Origin of the sequence: Chitinophaga arvensicola, from assembly GCF_900110835.1 — a bacterium.
In the GTDB taxonomy this organism is placed as follows: domain Bacteria; phylum Bacteroidota; class Bacteroidia; order Chitinophagales; family Chitinophagaceae; genus Chitinophaga; species Chitinophaga arvensicola.
This window is the reverse complement of record NZ_FOJG01000001.1, coordinates 616,098-639,722: the sequence shown is the minus strand read 5'-3', so window position 1 is coordinate 639,722 and position 23,625 is coordinate 616,098. Positions and strand designations below refer to the sequence as shown.

The window sequence follows — 23,625 nt, the reverse complement described above, 5'->3', positions numbered from 1 at the left end:
ATGTTCTTATAATTCTTTACGTAAACGGGCTACCGGTATATTCAGCTGCTCCCTGTATTTGGCCACCGTACGGCGGGCAATGTTATATCCTTTATCCTGCAGCATCTTCGTCAGATTTTCATCACTGAGCGGTTTACGTTTGTTTTCCGCTTCTATGAGGTCAGACAGGATTTTCTTCACTTCCCTGGTAGATACTTCTTCCCCGCTGTCGGTAGACAAAGATTCAGAGAAGAAAAATTTCAGTTTGAAGGTACCAAACTCCGTTTGTACATATTTGCTGTTGGCCACCCGGCTTACGGTAGAAATGTCCAGCTGGGTGCGGTCTGCGATATCTTTGAGGATCATGGGCTTCATCGTGGTTTCATCTCCCGTAAGGAAAAATTCCCGCTGATAGTCCATGATGGACTCCATGGTGGATAACAAGGTATGCTGCCGCTGTTTGATAGCGTCTATAAACCATTTTGCAGCATCAATCTTTTGTTTGATAAATAACACGGCTTCTTTCTGGCGCTTGTCTTTTTTGTCACCACGGTCGTATTCCTTCAGCATTTCGCGGTACCCACCGGAAATACGCAGGTCCGGCGCATTGCGTGAATTCAGCGTGAGTTCCAGTTTGCCGGCATTATTTAAAATGAAGAAGTCGGGCAATACATAGCTTTCCGCTTTATTCAGGGTGGCAAAATTGCCACCTGGCTTGGGCGTGAGACGGATGATCTGTGTGATGGCTTCTTTCAGGCCTTCGTCGGTCAATCCCAGCGCCTTCTGTATTTTCTCGTAGTGTTTTTTAGTAAACTCGTCGAAGTAATTTTCGAGGATGAGGTAGGCGTAGTGTACTCCCGGATCGTCCTGTGGCTTACGTTTCAACTGGAGCAGCAGGCATTCCTTCAGATCAGTGGCACAAACACCGGCCGGGTCAAAGTCCTGGATCTTTTTGATCAGGATGTTAATTTCTTCTTCGGTGGTATCAATATTCTGGGAGAAGGACAGATCATCTACCATGGAGCTGATTTCCCTGCGGAGATAGCCGTCGTCATCGATGCTGCCGATAATATGCTCAGCAATGGCGTTCTGATGGTCGTCCAGTTCCAGCATACCCAGCTGACTCAGTAAATGTTCGTGGAAAGAAGTTTCCACGCGGATCGGGATCGTTTTATTGCTTTCATCCGGATCAGGGTAATTGTCGTCGCGCAGTTTATAATCCGCCACATCATCATCTCCCTCACTTACATATTCAGAAATATCAATATTGTCGTATTCGTTTTCGCTGCCATCCGGCTCAAATTCGTCCTCTTCCGCAGGTGCTTCGTACTCCTCCTGTTCTTTAAACTCGTCTTCTCCGGCTTCTTCCCCATACTCCAGGGCCGGATTCTCTTCCAGTTCTTCCTTGATTCTTTCTTCCAGGTTCACAGTAGGAACCTGCAGCAATTTCATGAGCTGAATTTGCTGAGGTGAAAGTTTCTGTAATAGCTTTTGCTGTTGTGTCTGCTTTAACATAATTATTCCCTGTCAGGGCAAAATTAATAAGTATAAGGTTAACGGAGCATGTCGTTGTCGGCATTTAGCTTTTAAAGCATCAGCTAAGGGCTAACTGCTAAAAACTAATGGCTTACAGGTCTAACTCCAATTGCTCCGGCAACAGACGGAATGTTTTCCGGTGATAAGGCGTATCGCCAAATTCCCTGATTGCATTCCGGTGTTGTTTGGTCGGGTAACCTTTATTCACATCCCAGCCAAAATGAGGGTAGGTAGTATGCAATTGCTGCATATATTCATCCCTGTATGTTTTCGCCAAGATAGATGCTGCTGCAATGGAAGCATATATGCCGTCACCCTGAATGATACAGGCGTGTGGCGTGCTGCCATATGCGTAAAAGCGGTTCCCATCTACCAGTATAAATTCAGGTTGTTGCTGTAACTTCTCCAAAGCCAGGTGCATGGCCTTAAAAGAAGCTTTCAGTATATTTATCTTGTCAATTTCCACATTATCCACACTTGCTACTGCATAACATACTGCTTTTTTCTCAATCACGGTCCTTAGTTTTTCCCGGTCTGCCGGTTTCACCTGCTTGGAATCATTCAGCAACGGAAGTCTGAATTTCTTCGGCAGTATAACCGCTGCGGCAAATACGGGACCCGCCAGGCATCCTCTTCCGGCTTCATCGCAGCCGGCTTCTATTAATAATTCCTGATGATAAGAAAGTAGCAAATCCAAATCTATTAAGCCGGGTAAAATTACAAGAATAATGTTCAAGGAACAAGGATTGTGGAATTTTGAAGAGATACCGCAGTCTGCTCCTAGTCTTTCTTAAAAAGATCCTTGAAATCCTGTTTGAAATCAGTCCACTCTTTATCAGATTTTTTCATGAGCTGATCAGCTGCTTCCCGGGTACTGTCCCACTTTTCGGCGCTGCTGCTTTTTACATCATCCAGTTTCCTGTTCATCTGTGCTTTTAAGGCTTCCAGTTTTTTACGTGCTGCCTCACTTTTGGCGTCTCCCTCTTTTTTCAGTGCTGTTGTGGTCTGGTCTATCTCCTTAATCCGCTCCTGTATTGCCTCTTCTGCCTGTTTTTTTTGTTCGGATAAATAATCACCGGTGCTGCTGGCAGCAGATTTTATATCGTTTCCTGCTTCTTTGATATTTTCTTTGATCTCTTCTTTTTTCTCCTGCTGAGTGCTACTCTCATTACAGGCAAATAAAGCGGCAATGCCCGCCAGTAAGAATACATTTTTCATGTTCCGACAGTTTTTTTTGTGTTTTTGAAATACTGGCACAGCCTTCCGGCTGTACCCCTTTATCAAAACATATTCCAGTTTTTTTGTTCAACCCCATATCATATTAATTTTTTTATCAGATAATGACTGCCACTGATCCCTATACCTGCGCCCGGTAACGAAAAATTAGCTAGGTTTGAGGTCCTTAAAAACAAAACCTGACTTAATATGAGAAAAAAATTACTGGTTTTGCTCTTATTGCTTAGCGTAAGTATCAAATGGGCTAAAGCAGATGAGGGCATGTGGTTGCCTTATTTACTGGGGCAACAAACGTACAACGACATGGTGAAGAAAGGACTGAAGCTGACCAAGGAACAGTTGTACAGCATTAACAAAGCATCCCTGAAAGACGCCATCGTTATCTTTGGTGGCGGTTGTACCGGCGAAATCGTAAGTAACGAAGGCCTGATCTTTACCAACCACCACTGTGGTTATGGCGCCATTGCTGCTGCCAGCTCCGTAGAACATAACTATCTCAAAAACGGTTTCTACGCAAAAAATAAACAGGAAGAAATTACTTCCCCCATGCTCTCTGTACAATTCCTGGTAAGAGTGGAAGATGTGAGCAAACAGGTGGAAGACGCCCTGAAAGGCCTGGATGGTGCCGCAAGAGCCCAGAAAGAACAACAGGTGTATAGCGAAATTATCACGAAAACCACCACAGGCAACGGCTATGAAGCGAAAGTAGTGCCGATGTTCAAAGGCAATCAATACCTGCTGTTTGTTTACGAACGTTATAAAGATATCCGCCTGGTAGGTACGCCTCCTGAAAGCGTAGGTAAATTCGGTGGTGATACCGATAACTGGGAATGGCCCCGTCATACCGGCGACTTCTCCGTATTCCGCGTATACACCGGCAAAGATGGCAAACCTGCTCCCTATGCTGCAGACAACGTGCCTTTAAAGCCTAAACATTTCCTGCCTGTATCTATTAAAGGTGTAAAGGAAAATGATTACGCTATGATCTTTGGTTATCCCGGTGGTACCAACCGCTATGAAACCTCTTATGGCATCCAGCTGAAAACAGCCATCGAAAATCCTTCCCTGGTAAATCTTCGCGACGTAAGACTGAAAGCCATGTTTGAGCAGATGAAGAAAGACCCTGCGGTAAAACTGCAGTTGGCTTCTTCCTATGCCGGCATCGCCAACTACTGGAAATTCTTTGACGGCGAAACCAAACAACTGGAAAAACATGGTGTACTAGCCGACAAACAAAAGCAGGAAGCTGCTTTTGCAAAATGGGCACAGGACAAACCTGAGTTTGCAGGTATCCTCCGCGACTACGAAGCTGCCTATAAAGCATGGACTCCTTACGCAAAACAACGTGCTTACCTGAATGAAGGTATCCTCGGTTCTCCGGTGGCATCTTTCGCCGCTTCCTTAATGAGCGTGGAAAGGGCACTGGTAACTCCAGGCGCCGCCAAAGACGCAGTGAAACAGGCTACCGATGCGGCTGATAAAGCCCGCAAAGCATTCCTGGAAGGAGAAAACAAACCAAGCGATCAGAAAATACTGGCAGCTACCTGTCATATGTACTACACAGACATCTCCAAAGATCAACAGCCTATTGGTTTCTACGACGGCCTGAAAGCAAAATACGGCCCGCTCGATGAAGATAAAACCTATAATACCTGGGCTGCTGCGCTGATGTCCAACACTATTATTTTTGACGATGCCAAATGGAACGCTTTTATCGCTAACCCGGATGCAGTAACCCTGCAGAACGATCCGGTATTTGCTTATGCCAGCGCTTTCGTGAAAAATTATGTAGGTAAATACCTGCCGCTGTACAATCAGTTCAACGCGAAGAATACCGATCTGGGCCGCGCTTACCTGAAAGGTGTAATGCAGATGAGCCCTAACGCCAACAGATACCCGGATGCGAACTTCACCATGCGCTTATCCTATGGCCAGGTAAAACCTTACTCTCCACGTGATGCGGTTCACTACGACTATGTAACTACCATGAAAGGTGTGATAGAGAAGTATGTACCAGGCGATTATGAATTTGATCTGCCGGAAAATTATGTTGATCTGTACAACAAAAAAGATTTCGGTCAGTACAAAGATGCGAAACGCAATGACATCGTAGTAGGCTTTATCACTACCAACGATATCACTGGTGGTAACTCCGGCTCTCCGGTGATCAACGCCAACGGTGAACTGATTGGTCTTGCCTTCGATGGTAACTACGAAGCGCTGAGCCACAAAATCCAGTTCGACTCCGAGTTTAACCGTACTATCTGTGTGGATGTACGTTATGTACTGTGGTGCATTGAAAAACTGGGTGGTGCAAAGAACATCATCAATGAGCTGAAACTGGTGAAATAACCCGTTACAGCATTATAAAAAGTAGTCCCGTGCCCGTTATACCGGCACGGGACTTTTTATTACACGATAATTCCGTTGACATCAAACTTTTTTTTGTTACTTGTTGTTATGATGATGAGGCTGTTGCCAACACCTAATAACAACCGTGCATGCATAAACGAATTCTACTCTCAGCCACCTTATTGTTCATGATTTCCTTATCGGCCGGCGCTTATGCGAGGGCTTCCCCATGGCCGGTGAGCGACACTACCACCCGCGATTCGTCCATTCAGAAACTGACGGGTTTTATCAAGAAGATCTCTTTCGGCGGCGTTTTCCAGGCCAGGTACACCGGGTCGTTGACGAAAGATGTGGATGTAAACGGGATGTACCAGCCGGACGCCGAGGAAGTAGTGCGTAACAGCTTCAGTATCAAAAGGGCCCGTTTACAGGCCAAGGCGCAGGTGAGCGACCGGTTTACCGCAGCGGTGCTGATCAACCTGGCCGAGTTTTCCGGGGACACCAAAGGCAAGGTGCTGGAAAATGCGTATATCTCTTACCGTTGGAATGACGCCATAAACTTTACCATTGGCCAGTTCCGGCCTTCTTTCGGATTGGAAGACCTCTACCCGGTAGATATTATCCAGTCTATGGATTTCTCCAATCAATACTATGCCTTTGGAAGCAACGGCTGGCAAAGCTTTCAGATCGGGGTGTCCATGTTTGGATCCTTTAACCAGGAAAGTAACCTGCCGATGAAATATGCGCTTTCCGTAGTGAACGGCAACAACCGCAACCAGGCCTCCGATAATGATAACGGGAAGCTGGGTACGGCCCGGCTGGAATTCGGAAATATGAATAAACTCTCCCTCGGACTGAACGGTGGCTTCGGCGCCGTAAAACGACAGAACGTATATGCGTTGGGGGTAGATGTGAGCGGCGTTATTCCATTGGCGCCAAAATGGGACCTGCAGCTACAATCAGAGTATAAGCAGGGAAACAACCACCAGCTGTATTATGCCCTTCCGGATAGTATCCGCAGCAAAGAAGGCGTAAACCGCTACATCATGGACGGCGTATACGTTCTGCCTAATTTCCGGTATAAAATCAATTATAAAAAGCTGACGTCGATAGAATTTTCTATGCGCTATGAATACTTTGATGAAAATGACAAGCACGATGGCGCTATCCGGCAATCTTATATTCCTATGATCAGCCTGGCTTTCCTGAAAGACTATGGCGGCCGGGTGCAGTTCGGAATGCAGATAGACCAGTACAATAAAGATATCCCCGGTACAAAAACACATAACAGCAACCTGTTGATTATACAGGGACAATGCAGGTTTTAATAAAAGTGAGTTTATATGAAAGAGATCAAGTATCCGCAACTGTTAATTACGCTGGCTATTGGCGTCATCATCTGGTTTATCCCGGCGCCTGAAGGCGTGAAGCCGGAGGCCTGGCACCTGCTGGCCATCTTTATGGCGACCATTGTGGGCATTATCATGAAAGCTGCCAGCATGGGAACGATGTCGATGCTGGCCATTACGCTGGTGGCATTAACCGGTGTGCTGGCGCCGGGAGACCCTGCGAAATCCATTACACTGGCGCTCAGCAGCTTTGGGGATAAAGTGATCTGGCTGATCGGTATTTCCTTTTTTATTGCACGCGGATTTATCAAAACCGGTCTGGGTAAGCGTATTGCGTATTTATTTATACGGGTATTTGGTCGTAGTTCCCTCGGATTGGCATATGGTCTTGGCCTGGCCGATCTGGTGCTGGCGCCGGCGGTACCCAGTAATACGGCCAGGGGAGGAGGCATTATCTATCCTATTATGAAGTCGATGGCCATGAACTTTGGCTCTGTTCCGGAAGATCCCGCCACCCATCGTAAACTGGGAGGATATCTGACTTTGAATAGTTATAATATGAACCTTATTACGTCTTCCCTGTTTTTAACAGGTACGGCGAGTAATCCGATGTGTCAGAAGTTCGCGAAAAACCTGGGCATTGATATTTCCTGGATGTCGTGGTTTACGGCAGCATTGATACCGGCTATCGTCTCCATTATTGCGGTGCCCTGGATCCTGTATAAGATCTACCCACCGGAGTTGAAGTCTACCGGAGATGCCCCCGCCATGGCTGCTGAGAAGCTAAAGGAAATGGGACCGGTACACCGGAACGAATGGTTGATGTTGCTGGCATTTGTGATCCTGTTGTTTCTCTGGATCACCGGTGATTTATTTGGCATAGACGCTACCACTACGGCTTTGATAGGACTGGTATTTCTGTTGATCTCGCAGGTGCTGACCTGGGAAGATGTGAAATCGGAAAAAGGAGCCTGGGATACGATTGTATGGTTTTCTGCACTGGTAATGATGGCCAGTTTTCTGAACACCCTGGGTTTTATCCCCTGGTTCAGCGACCTGATTAAACAACAGGTGGGTGGCATGAAATGGACGATTGCATTCCCGATCATCGTGCTGGTCTATTTTTACAGTCATTACATTTTTGCCAGTGCTACCGCGCATGTGGCGGCGATGTATTCGGCTTTTCTGGGAGTGGGTATTTCGGTAGGGATACCCGGTACATTGCTCGCGCTGGTGTTGGGTTATTGCGGTGGCATCTTCGGAACACTTACCCACTATGGGCATGGACCTGCACCGGTATTTTTTGGAAGTACTTATGTAGATCTGAAAGATTGGTGGAAGTGCGGATTCATACTGAGTATCGCCCTTATCCTTATCTGGATGGGCCTTGGCGGCGTGTGGTGGAAAGTGCTGGGCATCTGGTAAACGAATCGATTTAAAAAGATTTTTTATGGGTCAATGGAAGCAACAAACTTTATCCAGGAAAAACTGGATGGCATTTACAGGACTGTTCCTGTGCCTCTACCTCGTCATACACCTGCTGGGGAACCTGCAATTGTTTTTGCCGGAAGAACGGGCACACCGCCAGTTTAATCTCTATTCACACATCTTATCCGGTAACATCATCATCAAAATAATTTCTTATATACTATTTGCCAGTATCATCGGGCATGTGGTATATGCTATCATTATCACGTTAACGAATACACGCGCCAGAAAAGTAAAATATCATTACGACCGGAGAGGCGCTGTGAGCAAATGGTACAGCCGTAATATGGGTTTGCTGGGCACTGTTATTTTCATTTTCCTGGTGATACACCTGCGCGACTTCTGGTATGTGTACAAATTTGGGAACTTACCGTTAGATGCGCAGGGGCACAAGGATCTGTACATCCTGGTGATAAGCGTTTACAGTGAATTGTGGTACGTGCTGCTATATGTGGTGTGTATGGTGGCGCTTTGTTATCACCTGCTGCATGGTTTTTTCAGCGCAGCCAGAACACTCGGTTTATATCACCCGCGTTATGCAAAAGGGGTCAGAATTTTTGGTTGGGTATTCAGTATCGTGATCTGTACAGGATTTGCTGCGATGCCCGTGTATGTTCATTTCTTAAAATAGTTGGTTATGCTGGATGCGAGAATACCGGACGGACCACTGGAAGATAAGTGGAGTCATTACAAAGCACATGCAAAGCTGGTGAACCCGGCCAACAGGAAGAAGCTGGAAGTGATTGTGGTAGGTACCGGCCTGGCAGGCAGTTCTATCGCGGCTTCCCTGGGGGAGATGGGATATAGCGTGAAGAGTTTTTGCTTCCAGGATACCCCGCGACGGGCGCATTCTGTGGCGGCACAAGGTGGCGTAAATGCGTGTAAGAACTATAAGAATGATGGCGACAGTGTATTCCGTATGTTTTATGATACCATCAAAGGCGGTGATTTTCGGGCGAGGGAGGGCAATGTATACCGCATGGCGGAATGCAGCGCCAATCTCATTGACCAGGCGGTGGCGCAGGGCGTGCCTTTCGGGCGTGAATACGGTGGTTATCTGAATAACCGTTCCTTTGGCGGGGTACAGGTATCACGCACTTTTTATGCCCGTGGTCAAACCGGGCAGCAGCTGTTACTGGGTGCTTACCAGGCACTGATGCGACAGGTGGGCGCAGGTACGGTGCAATTGTTTGCCCGTCATGAAATGCAGGATCTCGTGGTGATAGATGGCAAAGCCAGGGGCATTATTGTGCGGAACATGGATACGGGCGAACTCGAAAGACATGGCGCACACGCGGTGGTCCTGGCTACCGGCGGGTTTGGAAAAATATATTATCTCTCTACACTGGCAATGGGCTGTAACGGATCTGCCATCTGGCGGGCCCACAAAAGGGGCGCTTACATGGCCAACCCCAGCTGGACACAGATCCATCCCACCAGTTTGCCGCAATCCGGCGAATACCAGTCGAAGCTCACGCTGATGTCGGAATCATTAAGAAATGACGGCCGCATCTGGGTACCAAAACAGAAAGAAGAAACCAGGGAACCCAACCAGATTCCGGAGGAAGAACGGGATTACTACCTGGAAAGAAGGTACCCTGCATTTGGTAATCTATCGCCGCGTGATATTGCTTCGCGTGCTGCCAAGGAGCGTATTGATGCGGGCTTTGGCATAGGCCCGCTGAAGAATGCAGTATACCTGGATTTCTCTAAAGCCATTAAAGATCAGGGAGAAGATAAGATCCGGAAGAAATACGGCAATCTCTTTCGCATGTACGAAAAAATTACCGGTGTAAATGCTTACCAGGAGCCGATGCGTATTTCACCTGCGGCGCATTTTTCTATGGGAGGGTTATGGGTGGATTATGAACTGATGACCACCATCCCCGGTTTATTTGCATTGGGAGAGGCCAACTTCGCCGATCATGGCGCTAATCGTTTAGGCGCAAATTCCCTGCTGCAGGCCAGTGTAGACGGCTACTTTATTGCGCCTTATACCATGGCTAATTATCTGGCGGATGAAATTAAAACCGGTCCGATAGATATCCGCCACGGCGCTTTTGCTGCAGCCGAAGAAAATGTACAACAGTTCCTGAAACGGCTGATGGGTATTCAGGGCAACCTGGGCGCTGATTATTTTCATAAGGAACTGGGTAAAATCCTGTACGATAAATGTGGATTAAGTCGTTCGAAAGAGGGGCTGGAAGCTGCTATCCGTGAAATCAATGAGTTGCGGGAGTCTTTCTGGCAACGTTTATACGTACCCGGTGGATATGCACTGAACAGTGAACTGGAGAAAGCCGGCAGGGTAGCAGACTACCTGGAATTAGGCGCGCTGATGTGCTATGATGCGCTCATGCGGGATGAATCCTGTGGCGCACATTTCCGGGTGGAACATCAGACCCCGGAAGGAGAAGCCATGCGCAATGATGAAGATTTTTCTTTTATCTCTGCCTGGGAATGGGCAGGTGTTGAGAAGGAACCACAACTTCACAAAGAGCCACTGCATTTTGAATTTGTTACGCCAAGTGTAAGAAGTTACAAATAACATAAACTAACGGTTATGCGTATACGATTAAAAGTATGGAGACAAGAAAACCAGCAGGATCCAGGTAAAATGATGACGTATGTGTTAGGAGATATCAATCCGCATATGTCATTCCTGGAAATGCTGGATACGTTGAATGAGCAACTGTTACAGGAAGGTTCCCGACCGGTGGAATTTGATCATGATTGCAGGGAAGGCATCTGCGGACAATGTGGTATTATGATCAATGGCCGTGCGCATGGTCCGTTAAAAAATACCACTACCTGTCAGTTGCATATGCGTAGTTTTAAAGACAATGAAGAGATTGTGATTGAGCCATTCAGGGCTACTGCTTTTCCGGTGAAATGTGATCTGAAAGTAGATCGTACTGCTTTCGACCGCGTTATTGCTTCCGGTGGCTTTATCTCTGTAAACACTGGACAGGCGCCGGAAGCCAACAGTATTCCTATCAGTTCTCCTGATGTAGAGGCGGCTTTTGACGCAGCAGCATGTATTGGTTGCGGGGCTTGTGTGGCCGTATGTAAGAATTCCAGTGCGGCCTTATTTACGAGTGCAAAAATATCGCACATGGTATTGTTGCCACAAGGGGAAATAGAAGCGCAAACCCGTGTGAGGAGTATGGTAGATCAGATGGATGCAGAAGGTTTTGGTCATTGCAGTAATACGGAAGCTTGTGAAGCGGAGTGTCCACAGCAGATTTCAGTATTACATATTGCCCGTATGAATTACGAATACAACAAAGCACAGGTGTTGAAAAAATAATTACTTATTTCATATACCCGTCTACGTAATTTTACGTATTTTTTTATGCGTTTGTATTTTTATTGAAAGAATGGTTGTAAATTTGCGTCCGTTTGAATACCGAATATATGCTGTTGCGAATAGAGTTGCAATTGCGATAGTGTTAACCCCGGTGAATTATTTGTAACAGGGCATGATGCCCCCCCAAAAGAGAAGAAAAATAAGATGACACATTTTAAATTGTTTGTGACAGCCCTTATGCTGTTAATTACAGCCATGACGGCTTGTTCCCCGAATCCAACAGAAAACACCGCTGAAGTAGTTACTGTAGAAGGACATGCAGGTAATTTCCTGATGATTAAAGGACATGGTTTTAGTGAAGACCGCCACCTGAACAAGGTGAGTTTTGGTAACGTGCCTGCGCAGATTCTGCGGGCGAATGCCAACTACCTGTTAGTACAGGTACCTGTACAGAAAGCAGCTACAGTACCCGTTGTGGTGGCTGTGGGCGACAATGTTTCCAACGCCATGCTGTTTGCCTATCACCCAAAACTGGTAGCGGCAAAATAATCGGGATGAATTAATAATTACGGTTTTATATATAGTTGATCAATGCGAAGTTTTTCTTTCGCAGGCGGCGCTATGTATAGAACCGTAATTAAGGATAATGCAGTAATTTACAGGGATGTTTAAAACCATCCGTCCACATCCTTTACTGGCTGCTTATGTAGATGCCTATTGGGTTAGCGGTGGTGTATACGCAAGTGTGCACCGCATTTTGCCGGATACCTGTGCAGATATTATTTTTAATATTTCGGAAGATGTTATCGCAGCAGGAAATGGAGGGCTACAGGTGATGCCCGGGAATGCTTTTGTTGTTGGCACTATGACTACTTTCCGGGATACGGTTGTTTTACCATATACCTATTTGTTAGGAATCCGATTTCATCCTGGTGCGCTTGCTGCTTTCACCGGATGGCCCTTGCAGTCGATTACAGATGATCACGCCTGTTTAACAGATATTTCTGCCGGATGGCAGCATTTGCTGGAACCCTTGCTGTTAAAGGCAAGGACGGTCACAGAAAAAATTAATTCGCTCAACAATTTCCTGTTGCAGCGATTGCCTGCACGTACTATCAACGCAGACAAACTGCAGGAAAGTATTGCTTTAATTCGCCACGTACACGGAGCAGTTGACATAAAGACACTGGCAATGCAGGCGTATATGAGTACCCGTAATTTTGAAAGACATTTTTTGCAGTCGGTGGGCGTATCTCCAAAGACATTTACCCGCATTGTAAGATTTCTGCATTTAAAGCAACAGTTGAAAGTGCACCCAGATAAGCCTTTGCTTTCACTGGCACTTGATAATGGATTTTATGATCATGCACACCTGACAAGAGAGTTCAAGGCATTTGCAGGGGAGAGCCCTACCGGATTTATACAACGTTAAGGCTATTTGCAACCTTCGCCGGAACGGTTGGTGCTATCTTTCAGGAAAATGTGTACAGCGTTAAAGTTATTTGAAACATCTGCTCCAAAAATGGTGGGCGTATACCCGCACCGAGATATTTTTAGAGGCATGATGTCTGCATTCATAAAGCGGAAGGGCCAATGTTTATTAACATTAGCCCTTCCGCTTTATACGTATCGTGCTTTGCCGGTTTTGATCAACCACCCGGTTCTTTTTATCTACAGTGTTTTATCCTGCATACCAAAAATTACGACCAGTTTTCCATCTTTATAAAGGTTCAGCGTTTGTTCCGCTATATCATAGCGGAAGGTATTGTCGCTGATCAGTTTCAGGAATTCTGTTTCCCGGCGCATTACTTTCGCATCTATGCAAGCCATGCGGGTACTGATACCTTGTGTGAATTTGATTTGATCTGCAGTAGCGTTATAGCCGCCGGAAATGCTGTTACAGCCGCCTTTACCGTGGAAGCGTTTTTGTTTGGTATCGAATTCCAGCCAGATACCGGAATTGGAAAGGGTAGCATCATTCAGTTTGAGTACGCTCCATTTTTTGCTACCGATAAAAGCCCATTGACTATCATCGCCAGGTGCAGTGGCAGGCTGACTGCCACCATTATCTTCCACAGTGAATTGCATCACCAGTTTCCCGTTTTCGTAGAGATTAACGGTTTCACCTGTTACAGTATACGTAAAGCTATGGCCGCCCAATTGTTTCAGAAAATCCGATTCGCGGCGCATTACATCTGCATCACTGCACATCATGCGGGTACTCATGGCCTGTGTAAAAGTGATCTTATTTTTTACCACGGTATAACCACCGGAGATATTATTGCAACCTCCTTTACCGCTGAAGCGTTTTTTGGCAGCGTTAAATTGCAGCCAGATACCGGAATTGCTCATCACGCCTTCGTTGATCATGGATAGTGTCCATTTTTTATCACCTATTGCAGCCCAGTTATTGCTGCTGGAATTGCCGGCAGTACCACTGTTTTCTTCCAGTCGGAATTGCAGTACGGTATTACCATTTTGCTGAAGATTCACCGTATTACCGGAAGTTGTATATTGAAAAGTCTGATCTCCCAATAGCTTCATAAAAGTAGCTTCTCTACGCATCACATCCGCGCCGGGGCAGGCCATCAGCGTGCCTGCGGTTTTACTGAAGGTGATAGCGTTGCCGTTGGTAGTGTATCCGCCCATCATGCCATTGCAGCCGCTTTTACCGCTGATACGTTTTTTTGCAGGATCGAATTGTATCCAGATACTGCCATCAGTAAGCGTTTCGCTATCCATTTTTACGAGTATCCATTTTTTGCTGGTCAGGGAAGTCCAGCTGCTATTGGTGTTGACCTTCTTTTTTTCCAGGACTTTTAATAAAGTGTATTTGAGAGAAGAGCCGTCTGCCGGAGGGTTTGCTATCGAAGTGATTTTAACCCGCAATTTATATCGATAGCCGGGCGTATACTTAAAGCCGCTGATATTGGTGTAAAAATTTGACCAGTCTGTATCATTCACTCCCTTTATCTGCAAACACTCCATGGGCGCTACGCCTGTGCATGGCTCCTTTGACTCTTTCACATAAATGATCTGTGTTTTCGGGGGCTGTGGTTTGTTTTGTACCGGCGACATAAAGGTCGTGGCCAGGGTGATTGCTAATTCGAATAACATAAAATATAGATTTTAATAATTAACAACAAAAGGCGCCATGAGGTTGTGCCTTTTGCCGGATTATCCTATATTTTGCAAAAACGCTGCCAGCATTGATTCTTAGCGGATGTTTGTTAGATTACGTGGCCATGGTGGGCTGTTTGCCTCGACTTCTCAATTTTCCTGATAATAGACTCATAATAGGCCAGTTTATCCTTACCCGGTAGACTTACGATGGTCACATCATTAGCCGTCAACAGATCCAGTTTATATTTGGCAGCTACCATATATTCTTCCGGAATGTAGTAGAAGATGCGGTTGGGCACTGGTACATTTTTATGATGAAATTTTTGCCGGGCTCTGTAAGTCAGCAGCCACCAGAGGTCTGTTTCCACAAAGTCGAGTGATAATCCGAAAATGTGGATATCGTCCGTAAAGAACAGGTCAATCCAGGAGTGAAAATATACTTCCCGGGCGTGAATCCTGCGGAGTAGAGAAGGCCTGGGAACGTCTTTGGAAGAGTATACCGTGCCGCTTACAACATAATTACGCATCAGCTGTAACTGGCCGCCATAGTGCTCAAAGCCAAGATTGATGCTCATCGGGTTGAGGCAGTCGCCATGAATATGCCAATAGTGAATACCATCTACTTCATATTTCCGGAAAATGCTATAGAACTTTTCCTTGATGATACTGGTATTTTCCAGCGGGATCTGTCCTTCCAGGGTGAACTCGTAGTTGGTGGTGAGGATATGGCTGGGCTTTAATTCCCGGATAGCGCTGTGTATCGGGTTGGCCTTTATTTCCGCTGCTTTGATGGCAATAAATGATTTCAGGTCTTTTTCCCTGATGCGGTGATTTTTGCTGGCGGTCAGGAATATTTCTTCATACAGGAGTGGAAAGGGTTTTTTGTCGTCCAGTTCCACACAATCGCCTGCGTGGCAAAAGGTGATAATATCCTGCAGCAGGTCTCTCCAGCTTTGTCCGCGGGAGATGTTGTTGATGTCGTTTCCGATTAATAATACCAGGTTTTTCATAGTGCATTCGATCATTTAGGGGTGGATAAACCGGAACGTGAGGTTAATTCTTCCGTCTGATACTTTCTTGGTTTTGGGAACCTGATGTTCCCAGTATTCCTGTAATGTGCCTTTCATCATGAGCAGGGATCCGTGTTGTAGTGGTAATTCATATTTCTGTAGGTGGTCTTTCTTGTATCGTAGCTGGAAGCGCCGGGTGGCGCCGAAGTTTACGGAGGCAATCACCGGTTGCGGGCCCAGTTCAGACTCGTCATCTGCATGCCAGCCCATAGAGTCGTTGCCATTCCGGTAAAAATTCAGCAGCACACTATTGAATACCTGGCCACTGACAGGTGTGATACGATCACGGATCTGTAATAATTCCGGTGTCCATGCCTGTGGCGAAAAAGTGTTTCCTGAGAATCCGTAAGCAGAGGCACTATCTCCGTACCAGGCCATCAGCCGTGGAAATAATACTTCTTTGCCGTACATCTTCATGGATTCCTGTTTCCAGGCAATTTTTTCGCTTAAAATCTGCATGAGTTCATTACTCTCCGCCAGGCTGAAAAACTGTGGGTAATAGGCCAGTTCGCCATTTAGTAAGGAAATACCGGTTGCTTCCCCATCATCAAAAAAACTTCCCTGCACATTCATAACACTAATTTAGCACCCTGCTACGCATTGTATATGTTGAGTTACTTATCAGGTGTATTATCTTTCCAGGACCAGAGGTAGCGGCACGCATGGGAGCGGTAAGGCGACCATTTTTCGGTGATTCTCCGCAGCTGATCGCGGAATACTTTCTTATCTTCCGTATCCAGCTTGTAAAGCTTGATCATGGCTTGTTGCAGGCCCCAGTCGTCCATTGCAAATACATCATTCCTGCCAAGGTGAAACATCAGCAGCATTTCCACGGTCCACCGTCCTACACCTTTGATCTGCGTGAGATAAGCAATCACCTCCTCATTGTCCATTTTTTTCAGCTTGCTGTCGGTTAGTTTTTCCGCTATTACAAAAGCGGCCACATTCTGGACATAGGTCACTTTTGCATTGGATAATCCGATGCCGCGTAGTGTCAGGGGAGATGTATCGAGTATTTGCTGTGCAGTTGGCTCCCGGCGGCCATAGAGATCAAGAAAACGGGAGTAAATCACATCAGCCACTTTGGTGGATAACTGCTGGCTCATGATAGAGCCAATGAGTTTCAGGCAGATGTTTTTGCGTATAGCCAGCTCCGTTAAGGGGCCGCTGATAATTTTCTGTAGCTTTTTATCCTTGCTGAGATGCGCTACATAATGCAACGGAACAGCTTCCGGAGTGCTTTTTGACCTGGGCATAAACTGTTGTTTAAAGTAAATACGTCACATCATCCATCACCCCGGAAACGTCGGCAATATTAATAACTGAAAGGCTGTGTATAAATTACCTGTAACAAGGTCTGGCCTACTGCCTGCAATGTTTTGCGGTCAATCACATCCATGTTGTCGTTGGTAGTATGCCAGTGTGGTGCAAAATCATTGTTTGCCTGCAGCGCAATGATATCGAACGTAGGAATATTGGCGATGGTGTTTACTGCAATATGATCATCTGTAATAAAGGCGCCATTATTTTCGTAACGGAAAAGATCGGAGTAGCCCAGTTTATTGGCTACATCCCAGAACATTTTCATTTGTGCACCTGCATATTGTTTGGAAGAACCTTCCATATAGAACTGGGTGCCACGTCCGCCAACCATATCCAGGAGAATACCATAATTGGCTTTATAACCTGGAATATGCGGATTTTTAGCCCAGTACTGGGTGCCGAGGCAGAAGGAGTTTTCATCGCTCTTAGCACCGTAGTCTTCCACATCTACCAGCAGGATGTCCACACCTGCGTCTGGTTTTTGTTTCCGGAACTGACGCGCCACTTCCATCAGCACAGCCACACCACTGGCACCGTCATCAGCGCCATCCAGTTTCTTTGTTTTGTCGAAGGCATCTTCATCTGCCCAGGGGCGGGTATCCCAGTGAGCCAGCAGCAAAACGCGCTGTTTGGCCGCAGGATTAAAGCTGGCGATGATGTTGATACAGGGAAGTTTCTCGCCTTTCGGTCCGGTTACCGTAGTGCGTTGTACATACACGGTATCCGCCCAGTTGCGGAAACTGCTGATCAACCAGCTGGCACATTTTTCCTGTGCGGGTGTGTTCGGGATCCTCGGTCCGAAAGCTACCTGCCTGGCGGTATACGCGTAGGCGGAATCTGCCTGGAAAACGGGTACCGGTACCTCTATCTTAGCCACTTTTCCGTCGCCGGTACTATCGTTGGTATTGCTGGTGGTCTGGCTGTTCTGCTGACAGGCGCCGGCCAGTAAGGCCAGCGCAGTCAGCGTAATAAAAGCTTTACGCATTATCTTCCGGGATATTTATGTTTTATTGAAGACTGTAAGAAACCGTACCGTCTTTTTCATCTTTCAGCTGAATGCCTACAGATAATAATTCGTTACGGATTTTATCGGAAGTGGCATAATCCTTACGGCTTTTGGCTTCCTTCCGCATTTCAATCAGCATCTGTAATACGCCATCGAGTTTATTGTCTTCTCCTGCTATTGACTCCTGTTGAATACCCAGGATATTTACCAGGTAAGTGTTCCAGGTTTGCAGTAACAGTTGGAAGGTGTCTTCACTGATTTCATTCATTTTAATCTGTCCGCCTTTCAGGGAATTGATCACCGGCGTAAGTTCAAACAAATTGGCGAGTACTTTTGCCGTGTTGAAATCGTCGTTCATAAACTCGGGGCATTCCTGGCACCACTGACGAACCTGTTTGTCGAGTTCTTCGTTGATCCCCTGGCCGTTGGCAGAGGTATAAGTCAGTTTCTGCAATGTTTCATAAGCTGCCCACAAGCGTTGGAGCCCTTTTTCGGCGGCTTGCAGCGCTTCATTGGAAAAGTCCAGTGTACCACGATAATGCGTCTGCAACACAAAGAAGCGGATCGTCATCGGGCTGTATGGCTTGTCCAGCTGTGGATTTTCGCCGGTAAACATTTCGGTCAGCTTAATGGTATTGCCATAGGCTTTACCCATCTTGCGGCCGTTGATGGTGATCATATTATTGTGCATCCAGTAACGGGCCATCATGTCGCCATGTGCTACTTCACTCTGGGCAATTTCGCACTCATGGTGCGGGAATTGCAGATCCATACCACCACCGTGGATATCGAATTGCGCGCCGAGATATTTCGCACTCATGGCAGAGCACTCAATATGCCATCCGGGAAATCCTTCTCCCCATGGGCTGGGCCAGCGCATCAGGTGTTCTGGGGGTGCTTTTTTCCAGAGAGCAAAATCAGCTTTGTTATGTTTATCGTCCTGACCTTCCAGTTCCCTGGTGGTTTCAAGCATATCTTCCAGTACACGACCGCTCAGGATGCCGTAATCGTAATTAGCCGCGTATTTTTTTACATCAAAATACACGCTGCCGTCTACCTCATACGCATAACCTTTTTCCATGATCGTTTTGATCATTTCAATCTGCTCAATGATATGACCGGTAGCCGTTGGTTCTATACTTGGTTCCTGGCAACCGAATTGCAACATGGCCCAATGATACAGGTTGGTGTATTTCTGCACCAGTTCCATGGGTTCCAGCTTTTCCAGTATGGCAAATTTGGAGATTTTGTCTTCCGCAGCGCGGCCTTCTTCTTCAAAGTGGCCGGCATCTGTGATATTGCGTACATAACGTACTTTATATCCCAGGTACTTTAAATAGCGGAAAACCACGTCAAACGTAATATACGGACGGGCATGGCCCAGATGTGATTCGCCGGATACGGTAGGGCCGCACACATACATGCCTACGTGGCCCGGGTGTAAAGGTGTAAATACTTCTTTCTGACGGTGTAATGAATTATATATCTTCAGTTCTGACATATGCTGTAAATGACAGATGTAATCCGGCCGGGCCGGTGCTGACATCTTATTTTTTGTTGATGGATGGCAAAGATAAAAATTGTTTTCCTGGTACAAGCAGGCAACAACATCGGTCAGCGCAAAAAATATGATACATTTTCATAATGGTTACAGTTATTTATTTACTTCTACGGTGGTATTTCCACTCCCAACCAGGCTTAGATTGGTAATTACAGGATAATGATCAGACAGGTCTGAGTTTATTTTCCGGAAGCTATTCACCTTAAAATGATTACTGACAAAAATATAGTCAATACGCAAGGTAGGTGCAAGCCCTGTAAAAGTACGGCCAATTCCCAAACCTTTTTGCAGAAAAGCGTCCTGTAAATCCCCTTTTATGGTAAAGTAGGTGTAAGACGCCGGTGTATCGTTAAAGTCGCCACAAACGATCACCGGGTAAGGACTTTGCCGGATGAAATCTCCTACAATATCGGCCTGTTGACTGCGGCGGATATACGCCTCCCGCATTTTCTGGATAATGCTTTTCGTGGCCTTAAGGCCGGTATCTTCCTGGTTTTTGATTTTCCGGATGGCGGAATAATCCTTTTCGTTGAAGCGATAGGACTCCAGGTGCATGTTAATGATCCGGAGGGTATCGTCATCTTTCACAATGTCGGCATAGATAAGGCTTTCGCTTCTCGGGCCCACACTCATTTTTACCTTATCGGAGGCGATAATGGGAAAACGGGAATAAATGATAGAACCCCAGTGTTGCATGCCATCGCGGTTAAAATCGCTTGAAAAATAGCGATAAGGCAGTTCCATCTCCCGGGAAATATCCTCCCGGTTATTAAAATCATTTTTCTTTTCAGACGTATAGAAGTCCTGGAAGCAGGCAATGTCCAGTGCCTGTTTTTTGATCATGGCAAACATCGCCTGCCGGTTGTATTTACTGTCTTTTTCACGATACAATCCAAACTGGCTCACATTATAGCTCATGATGGTGAGGGTGCTGTCGCCCGTCATCGCCTTGTTTCCGGATGGCATTTTAAATGCCACAAAGGCACTGATTGACTTCCAGCCGAGTAAAAGCGCGATGCCTGATACCAGGGTATAACGGTAGTTAAAGAACAGCCAGCCGATAAAAAATATAACCAGTACACCCAACAGGAAAGGGAATGCCAGGGTGAGAAAACTGATTGGCCAGAACCACGCCGGTGAAATATACGGCGCCAGGCAGGCAGCCAGGAAAAGTAATACCACGGCGAAGTTGATGATCAAAAAAAATCCTTTCGTAAATAGTCTTAAAAATCGCACCGCGTCGTACTTTGTTGAAGTACTAAAGTTAGTTTTTTTTCAACGAAAGACAGGCCATAACCGGGAAATGCTCAGAGGGTTTTATTTCGAAAACCTTGCTCCCATGCACATCTATAGAAGGCTGAGCCAGAATGTAGTCGATCCGCAGCGAAGGCGATAAATAGGAAAGTGTACGCCCCCAGCCGGCACCGGTTTCCAGGAACACGTCCTGCATGTTGTTGCTGATGGTTTTATAGGTAAACGACACCGGGGTATCATTAAAGTCACCGCAAACGATGGTTGGATAGGGACTTTCAGCCACCAGCGACGCCAGTTGCAGCGCCTGGGCTGATCGTCGCTCAAAAGTGCGCCGCATTTTATAGATCAAGCCGGTTCCCTTCGGCGCCTTCATATGCTCATAATCCTCTCCCCGGAACATATACGACGTCAGCTGAACCGAAAATACCCGGACAGTGTCTCCATGTACCACCAGGTCTGCCTGCAGAAACGTGCTGCCGCTTCCAAACTGGCTTTCGCCGCAACGGATAGCAGTGGCAGCGGCAATGGGGAAACGGGAGAACAGGGCAATGCCGTAATACCAGCTTTCCCAGTGGGTTTTATCACAGGTGAAATAGTGGTACGGATAACGGCCCACCGATTTAATACGTTGGATATGCTGTTCTTTTTCCGGGTTGTCATTGGAGTAAAACTCCTGCATACACAGAATAGCCGGGCTTCCGGCTTCAATAGCCTGATAAATCGCAGCTTCCTTGTCCTTATCCGTTACATATCTCACCAAACCCATACTGCTGGTGTTATAGGTCATTAGTGTAAACTGGCGGAGGTCTTTTACTTTGGAGAGTATGTTATTCCGGAAGATGTGAATGCCCCAGGTACTCAATGCTGTGGGAATACAACAGGCTACTGCAATAATATTTATCAGCAGATATTTACGTTTTTTAAACCAGCCCCAGCAAATGATAAACAGGATACCAACCGGGAACAGGATGGGGAAGAAGAAGCCGGAAAAACCGGTGATCCAGAATCTGGCGGGGTTCAGATAAGGAAGCCATGCACTGAGTAGCAGGCCAATAACCAAACAGATATTCGTCCAGAGTAACAAACGACGAGAAACAATCCTAAGCATAGGGGACAAGCAATTACAAATGAGGAGCTTAAAATACAAAAAAAAAGGAAAGCTCTCCGGGATGTTACTCCGTTTCCAGCTTTCCTTTTATTTGTGGGAATATTTTTTAATCCGTAAGACTTTTATTCTGTTTTGCTTGCTCTCAATAAGGTCTCTCTTTCTTCGGGAGAAAGGGAGGACAGTCCATTTTCATTGATCTTATCAAGAATTTCATTTAATTTCTGTTCAGGTACTTTGCCGATGCGTCTGTAAGGTTGCTGGTCGGTATCTGCGGTGAAATTTTTCTTTTTGAAATCTTCCGGGTTTACCTGCTGGGCTGCCGGATGAAACACATGGGTCAGTTTAAAGGCCAGTTTATTGAAACCGGCGCCCAGGTCATTACCTTTTTTCCATTGGTACATATAAAGCCATCCTGCCAGTGCGCCACCGGCCAGTTCAGGGATATAGGTATAACCATAGCTGGAAGCGGCCATTAAGGAGCCTACAGAAAGCGCCACGAAAACCAGGGTAATAATCCAGAGAGAAATGCCACCAGCCAGTAACGGGAATATGCGGTAACGGGGAGCGATGGTAGTAACGCCAACGGCTATTGCCATGATGCTGCCTGCTGCGCCCAGTGTATATTCATTAGCGGCGAGGGTGTGAAAAGAGGGAATCAGCTGCATAGCGGCCACATAGAAGAGATTACCACAGATGCCCCCAAAGAGATAGAGGGGGAGAATCCGCTGATGACCTGCCAGATGCTGCATAAAAGTACCAAAACACCACAGCCATACCATATTGGAAAAGATCTGCCAGAAGCTGATATGTGTAAACAACGATGTGACGAGTGTCCACGGACGGCTCAGTAATTTCGCCGGATCTGCGGGAAGCCTCAGCCAGGTCATAATGTCCTGGTGAAACCTGGGCGCACCAATTTGTTCCATCTGGTAGATCACAAGCGTGAAAAACAGGAAAACAAAAATCGTAAGATTAATGACCATCAGGTGTGTCACCATATTTCTTCCTTCTCCTAAAGAGAGGCGGGGTAATTTCTCTTTTTCCAACGCATGCATGGTACTAATATTTTTCAATACAAAAATACGTCATTAATACAGTTGTATTAATAAAAATCTGATCGTCTTTTATTCCACCCTCTCAGCAACAGGTAAGCAAAGAGCGCGCCACCGAGGTGGGCAAAGTGTGCCACATTGTCGCCGGGATTATTCTGAATACTGGCCCATACTTCACCGATGATCATAAAGCCCACCACAAATTTGGCCTTTATGGGGAACATGGCGAAGAAATACAGGTACCTGTTCGGAAACATAAAGCCAAAGGCAAACAGGATGCCGTATACTGCTCCGGATGCGCCTACAGTGGGTATATTCTGATAAAAGTTTACGTAGTTTCTTACATAGAGCTGGGCCATTTCAATAGCACTGGGATCATTATTGGCCAGTGCATTTTTAAGGCTTTGCATATTGAAGTTGGCCATACTGCCAAGGTCAAATTTATTATCGAGCGCCACGAAGTTGCTGAAAGTCGGATCATCTATGAAATGGCCTGCATATTTCGCGAGGCTCAGGTTGTCATAGGTTAGCATACCCATATAGCAAAGGGCTGCGCCTAAACCACAGATCAGATAGAAGATCAGGAAACGTTTCGCCCCCCACAGGTTTTCGAGTGTGGAACCAAACATCCACAGGGTAAACATGTTAAAGAACAAATGCGCAAATCCCTTCGTATCATGCATGAATAAATGCGTAATGAACTGATGTGGTTTGAAAAGTGGGGAGCCCCAGTAATGGAGGGCAAACAAACGACTCAAATCATAATCAAATCTGTTCAGCAGCGTAATCTGCACTAACCAAACCAAACCATTAATGATCATCAGATTTTTGATCACCAGGGGCAGGTACTGAAATTTTCCGGGCCTGTACTCGTTCAT

Annotated in this window: 21 protein-coding genes; 8 read left to right on the top strand and 13 right to left on the bottom strand. The window is 46.2% G+C overall.

Annotation, left to right across the window (positions count from 1 at the left end; genetic code table 11):
- Positions 1-6: 6 nt before the first annotated feature.
- From rpoN to BMW79_RS02755, 3 genes are all read right to left on the bottom strand, one after another.
- Positions 7-1,494 carry an RNA polymerase factor sigma-54 gene (gene rpoN / locus BMW79_RS02765; RefSeq protein WP_089890231.1) on the bottom strand — a complete coding sequence of 496 codons (1,488 nt, stop codon included), beginning with the start codon at positions 1,492-1,494 and terminating at the stop codon, positions 7-9.
- A 112-nt stretch (positions 1,495-1,606) separates the two neighbouring features.
- On the bottom strand, positions 1,607-2,206 hold the full coding sequence (locus BMW79_RS02760) for a ribonuclease HII (protein ID WP_089896753.1): 600 nt from the start codon (positions 2,204-2,206) through the stop codon (positions 1,607-1,609).
- A gap of 89 nt (positions 2,207-2,295) precedes the next feature.
- On the bottom strand, positions 2,296-2,733 hold the full coding sequence (locus tag BMW79_RS02755; protein WP_089890229.1) for a hypothetical protein: 438 nt from the start codon (positions 2,731-2,733) through the stop codon (positions 2,296-2,298).
- 207 nt (positions 2,734-2,940) lie between these two features.
- Between BMW79_RS02755 and BMW79_RS02750 the strand changes: the two genes are divergently transcribed.
- The 8 genes from BMW79_RS02750 to BMW79_RS02715 all read left to right on the top strand — a co-directional run bounded on the left by BMW79_RS02750 (position 2,941) and on the right by BMW79_RS02715 (position 12,682).
- The gene (locus BMW79_RS02750) at positions 2,941-5,103 is read left to right on the top strand and encodes a S46 family peptidase (protein WP_089890226.1); all 2,163 of its coding nucleotides are present in this window, start codon (positions 2,941-2,943) and stop codon (positions 5,101-5,103) included.
- Between the two features lie 149 nt (positions 5,104-5,252).
- On the top strand, positions 5,253-6,431 hold the full coding sequence (locus BMW79_RS02745) for a porin (RefSeq protein WP_218150272.1): 1,179 nt from the start codon (positions 5,253-5,255) through the stop codon (positions 6,429-6,431).
- Between the two features lie 15 nt (positions 6,432-6,446).
- Entirely contained in the window at positions 6,447-7,877 is a 1,431-nt protein-coding gene (locus tag BMW79_RS02740; RefSeq protein ID WP_089890220.1) for an anion permease, read from the top strand.
- 25 nt (positions 7,878-7,902) lie between these two features.
- Entirely contained in the window at positions 7,903-8,571 is a 669-nt protein-coding gene (locus tag BMW79_RS02735; RefSeq protein WP_089890217.1) for a succinate dehydrogenase cytochrome b subunit, read from the top strand.
- A 6-nt stretch (positions 8,572-8,577) separates the two neighbouring features.
- On the top strand, positions 8,578-10,488 hold the full coding sequence (locus BMW79_RS02730) for a fumarate reductase/succinate dehydrogenase flavoprotein subunit (RefSeq protein ID WP_089890215.1): 1,911 nt from the start codon (positions 8,578-8,580) through the stop codon (positions 10,486-10,488).
- Positions 10,489-10,503: 15 nt separating this feature from the next.
- Positions 10,504-11,250: a succinate dehydrogenase/fumarate reductase iron-sulfur subunit gene (locus BMW79_RS02725; RefSeq protein ID WP_089890212.1), complete on the top strand. Its 747-nt coding sequence runs from the start codon at positions 10,504-10,506 to the stop codon at positions 11,248-11,250.
- Positions 11,251-11,454: 204 nt separating this feature from the next.
- Complete coding sequence (locus BMW79_RS02720) at positions 11,455-11,799, top strand: IPT/TIG domain-containing protein (RefSeq protein WP_089890208.1); 345 nt, start codon at positions 11,455-11,457, stop codon at positions 11,797-11,799.
- 115 nt (positions 11,800-11,914) lie between these two features.
- On the top strand, positions 11,915-12,682 hold the full coding sequence (locus BMW79_RS02715) for an AraC family transcriptional regulator (protein ID WP_089890205.1): 768 nt from the start codon (positions 11,915-11,917) through the stop codon (positions 12,680-12,682).
- Between the two features lie 239 nt (positions 12,683-12,921).
- Here BMW79_RS02715 and BMW79_RS02710 read toward each other — a convergent pair whose 3' ends face one another.
- The 10 genes from BMW79_RS02710 to BMW79_RS02665 form a co-directional block, all read right to left on the bottom strand.
- On the bottom strand, positions 12,922-14,367 hold the full coding sequence (locus BMW79_RS02710) for an META domain-containing protein (RefSeq protein ID WP_089890202.1): 1,446 nt from the start codon (positions 14,365-14,367) through the stop codon (positions 12,922-12,924).
- A 113-nt stretch (positions 14,368-14,480) separates the two neighbouring features.
- Positions 14,481-15,398 carry an SIR2 family protein gene (locus BMW79_RS02705; protein WP_245752356.1) on the bottom strand — a complete coding sequence of 306 codons (918 nt, stop codon included), beginning with the start codon at positions 15,396-15,398 and terminating at the stop codon, positions 14,481-14,483.
- Positions 15,399-16,016, bottom strand: coding sequence for an alpha-ketoglutarate-dependent dioxygenase AlkB family protein (locus tag BMW79_RS02700; protein ID WP_089890198.1), 618 nt, complete (start codon positions 16,014-16,016; stop codon positions 15,399-15,401).
- A gap of 41 nt (positions 16,017-16,057) precedes the next feature.
- Complete coding sequence (locus BMW79_RS02695) at positions 16,058-16,699, bottom strand: DNA-3-methyladenine glycosylase family protein (protein WP_089890195.1); 642 nt, start codon at positions 16,697-16,699, stop codon at positions 16,058-16,060.
- A gap of 59 nt (positions 16,700-16,758) precedes the next feature.
- Positions 16,759-17,751, bottom strand: a complete 993-nt coding sequence (locus BMW79_RS02690) for a M28 family peptidase (RefSeq protein WP_089890193.1) — start codon at positions 17,749-17,751, stop codon at positions 16,759-16,761.
- A 22-nt stretch (positions 17,752-17,773) separates the two neighbouring features.
- Complete coding sequence (cysS, locus tag BMW79_RS02685) at positions 17,774-19,273, bottom strand: cysteine--tRNA ligase (RefSeq protein ID WP_089896752.1); 1,500 nt, start codon at positions 19,271-19,273, stop codon at positions 17,774-17,776.
- 153 nt (positions 19,274-19,426) lie between these two features.
- Positions 19,427-20,533, bottom strand: a complete 1,107-nt coding sequence (locus tag BMW79_RS02680) for an endonuclease/exonuclease/phosphatase family protein (RefSeq protein WP_089890190.1) — start codon at positions 20,531-20,533, stop codon at positions 19,427-19,429.
- Between the two features lie 64 nt (positions 20,534-20,597).
- Positions 20,598-21,695 carry an endonuclease/exonuclease/phosphatase family protein gene (locus BMW79_RS02675; protein WP_089890187.1) on the bottom strand — a complete coding sequence of 366 codons (1,098 nt, stop codon included), beginning with the start codon at positions 21,693-21,695 and terminating at the stop codon, positions 20,598-20,600.
- A 122-nt stretch (positions 21,696-21,817) separates the two neighbouring features.
- The gene (locus tag BMW79_RS02670; protein ID WP_089890184.1) at positions 21,818-22,750 is read right to left on the bottom strand and encodes a rhomboid family intramembrane serine protease; all 933 of its coding nucleotides are present in this window, start codon (positions 22,748-22,750) and stop codon (positions 21,818-21,820) included.
- A gap of 47 nt (positions 22,751-22,797) precedes the next feature.
- On the bottom strand, positions 22,798-23,625 hold the full coding sequence (locus BMW79_RS02665) for a rhomboid family intramembrane serine protease (protein WP_089890181.1): 828 nt from the start codon (positions 23,623-23,625) through the stop codon (positions 22,798-22,800).

Excerpts from the sequence above, each read along its gene's own strand:
- BMW79_RS02740 (WP_089890220.1), top strand. The coding sequence starts at position 6,447 with ATGAAAGAGATCAAGTATCCGCAACTGTTAATTACGCTGGCTATTGGC.
- BMW79_RS02755 (WP_089890229.1), bottom strand. The coding sequence starts at position 2,733 with ATGAAAAATGTATTCTTACTGGCGGGCATTGCCGCTTTATTTGCCTGT.
- cysS (WP_089896752.1), bottom strand. The coding sequence starts at position 19,273 with ATGTCAGAACTGAAGATATATAATTCATTACACCGTCAGAAAGAAGTA.
- BMW79_RS02735 (WP_089890217.1), top strand. The coding sequence starts at position 7,903 with ATGGGTCAATGGAAGCAACAAACTTTATCCAGGAAAAACTGGATGGCA.
- BMW79_RS02675 (WP_089890187.1), bottom strand. The coding sequence starts at position 21,695 with ATGCTTAGGATTGTTTCTCGTCGTTTGTTACTCTGGACGAATATCTGT.
- BMW79_RS02730 (WP_089890215.1), top strand. The coding sequence starts at position 8,578 with ATGCTGGATGCGAGAATACCGGACGGACCACTGGAAGATAAGTGGAGT.
- BMW79_RS02700 (WP_089890198.1), bottom strand. The coding sequence starts at position 16,016 with ATGAATGTGCAGGGAAGTTTTTTTGATGATGGGGAAGCAACCGGTATT.
- BMW79_RS02750 (WP_089890226.1), top strand. The coding sequence starts at position 2,941 with ATGAGAAAAAAATTACTGGTTTTGCTCTTATTGCTTAGCGTAAGTATC.
- rpoN (WP_089890231.1), bottom strand. The coding sequence starts at position 1,494 with ATGTTAAAGCAGACACAACAGCAAAAGCTATTACAGAAACTTTCACCT.
- BMW79_RS02745 (WP_218150272.1), top strand. The coding sequence starts at position 5,253 with ATGCATAAACGAATTCTACTCTCAGCCACCTTATTGTTCATGATTTCC.
- BMW79_RS02725 (WP_089890212.1), top strand. The coding sequence starts at position 10,504 with ATGCGTATACGATTAAAAGTATGGAGACAAGAAAACCAGCAGGATCCA.
- BMW79_RS02670 (WP_089890184.1), bottom strand. The coding sequence starts at position 22,750 with ATGCATGCGTTGGAAAAAGAGAAATTACCCCGCCTCTCTTTAGGAGAA.
- BMW79_RS02705 (WP_245752356.1), bottom strand. The coding sequence starts at position 15,398 with ATGATCGAATGCACTATGAAAAACCTGGTATTATTAATCGGAAACGAC.
- BMW79_RS02720 (WP_089890208.1), top strand. The coding sequence starts at position 11,455 with ATGACACATTTTAAATTGTTTGTGACAGCCCTTATGCTGTTAATTACA.
- BMW79_RS02715 (WP_089890205.1), top strand. The coding sequence starts at position 11,915 with ATGTTTAAAACCATCCGTCCACATCCTTTACTGGCTGCTTATGTAGAT.
- BMW79_RS02710 (WP_089890202.1), bottom strand. The coding sequence starts at position 14,367 with ATGTTATTCGAATTAGCAATCACCCTGGCCACGACCTTTATGTCGCCG.
- BMW79_RS02695 (WP_089890195.1), bottom strand. The coding sequence starts at position 16,699 with ATGCCCAGGTCAAAAAGCACTCCGGAAGCTGTTCCGTTGCATTATGTA.
- BMW79_RS02690 (WP_089890193.1), bottom strand. The coding sequence starts at position 17,751 with ATGCGTAAAGCTTTTATTACGCTGACTGCGCTGGCCTTACTGGCCGGC.
- BMW79_RS02665 (WP_089890181.1), bottom strand. The coding sequence starts at position 23,625 with ATGAACGAGTACAGGCCCGGAAAATTTCAGTACCTGCCCCTGGTGATC.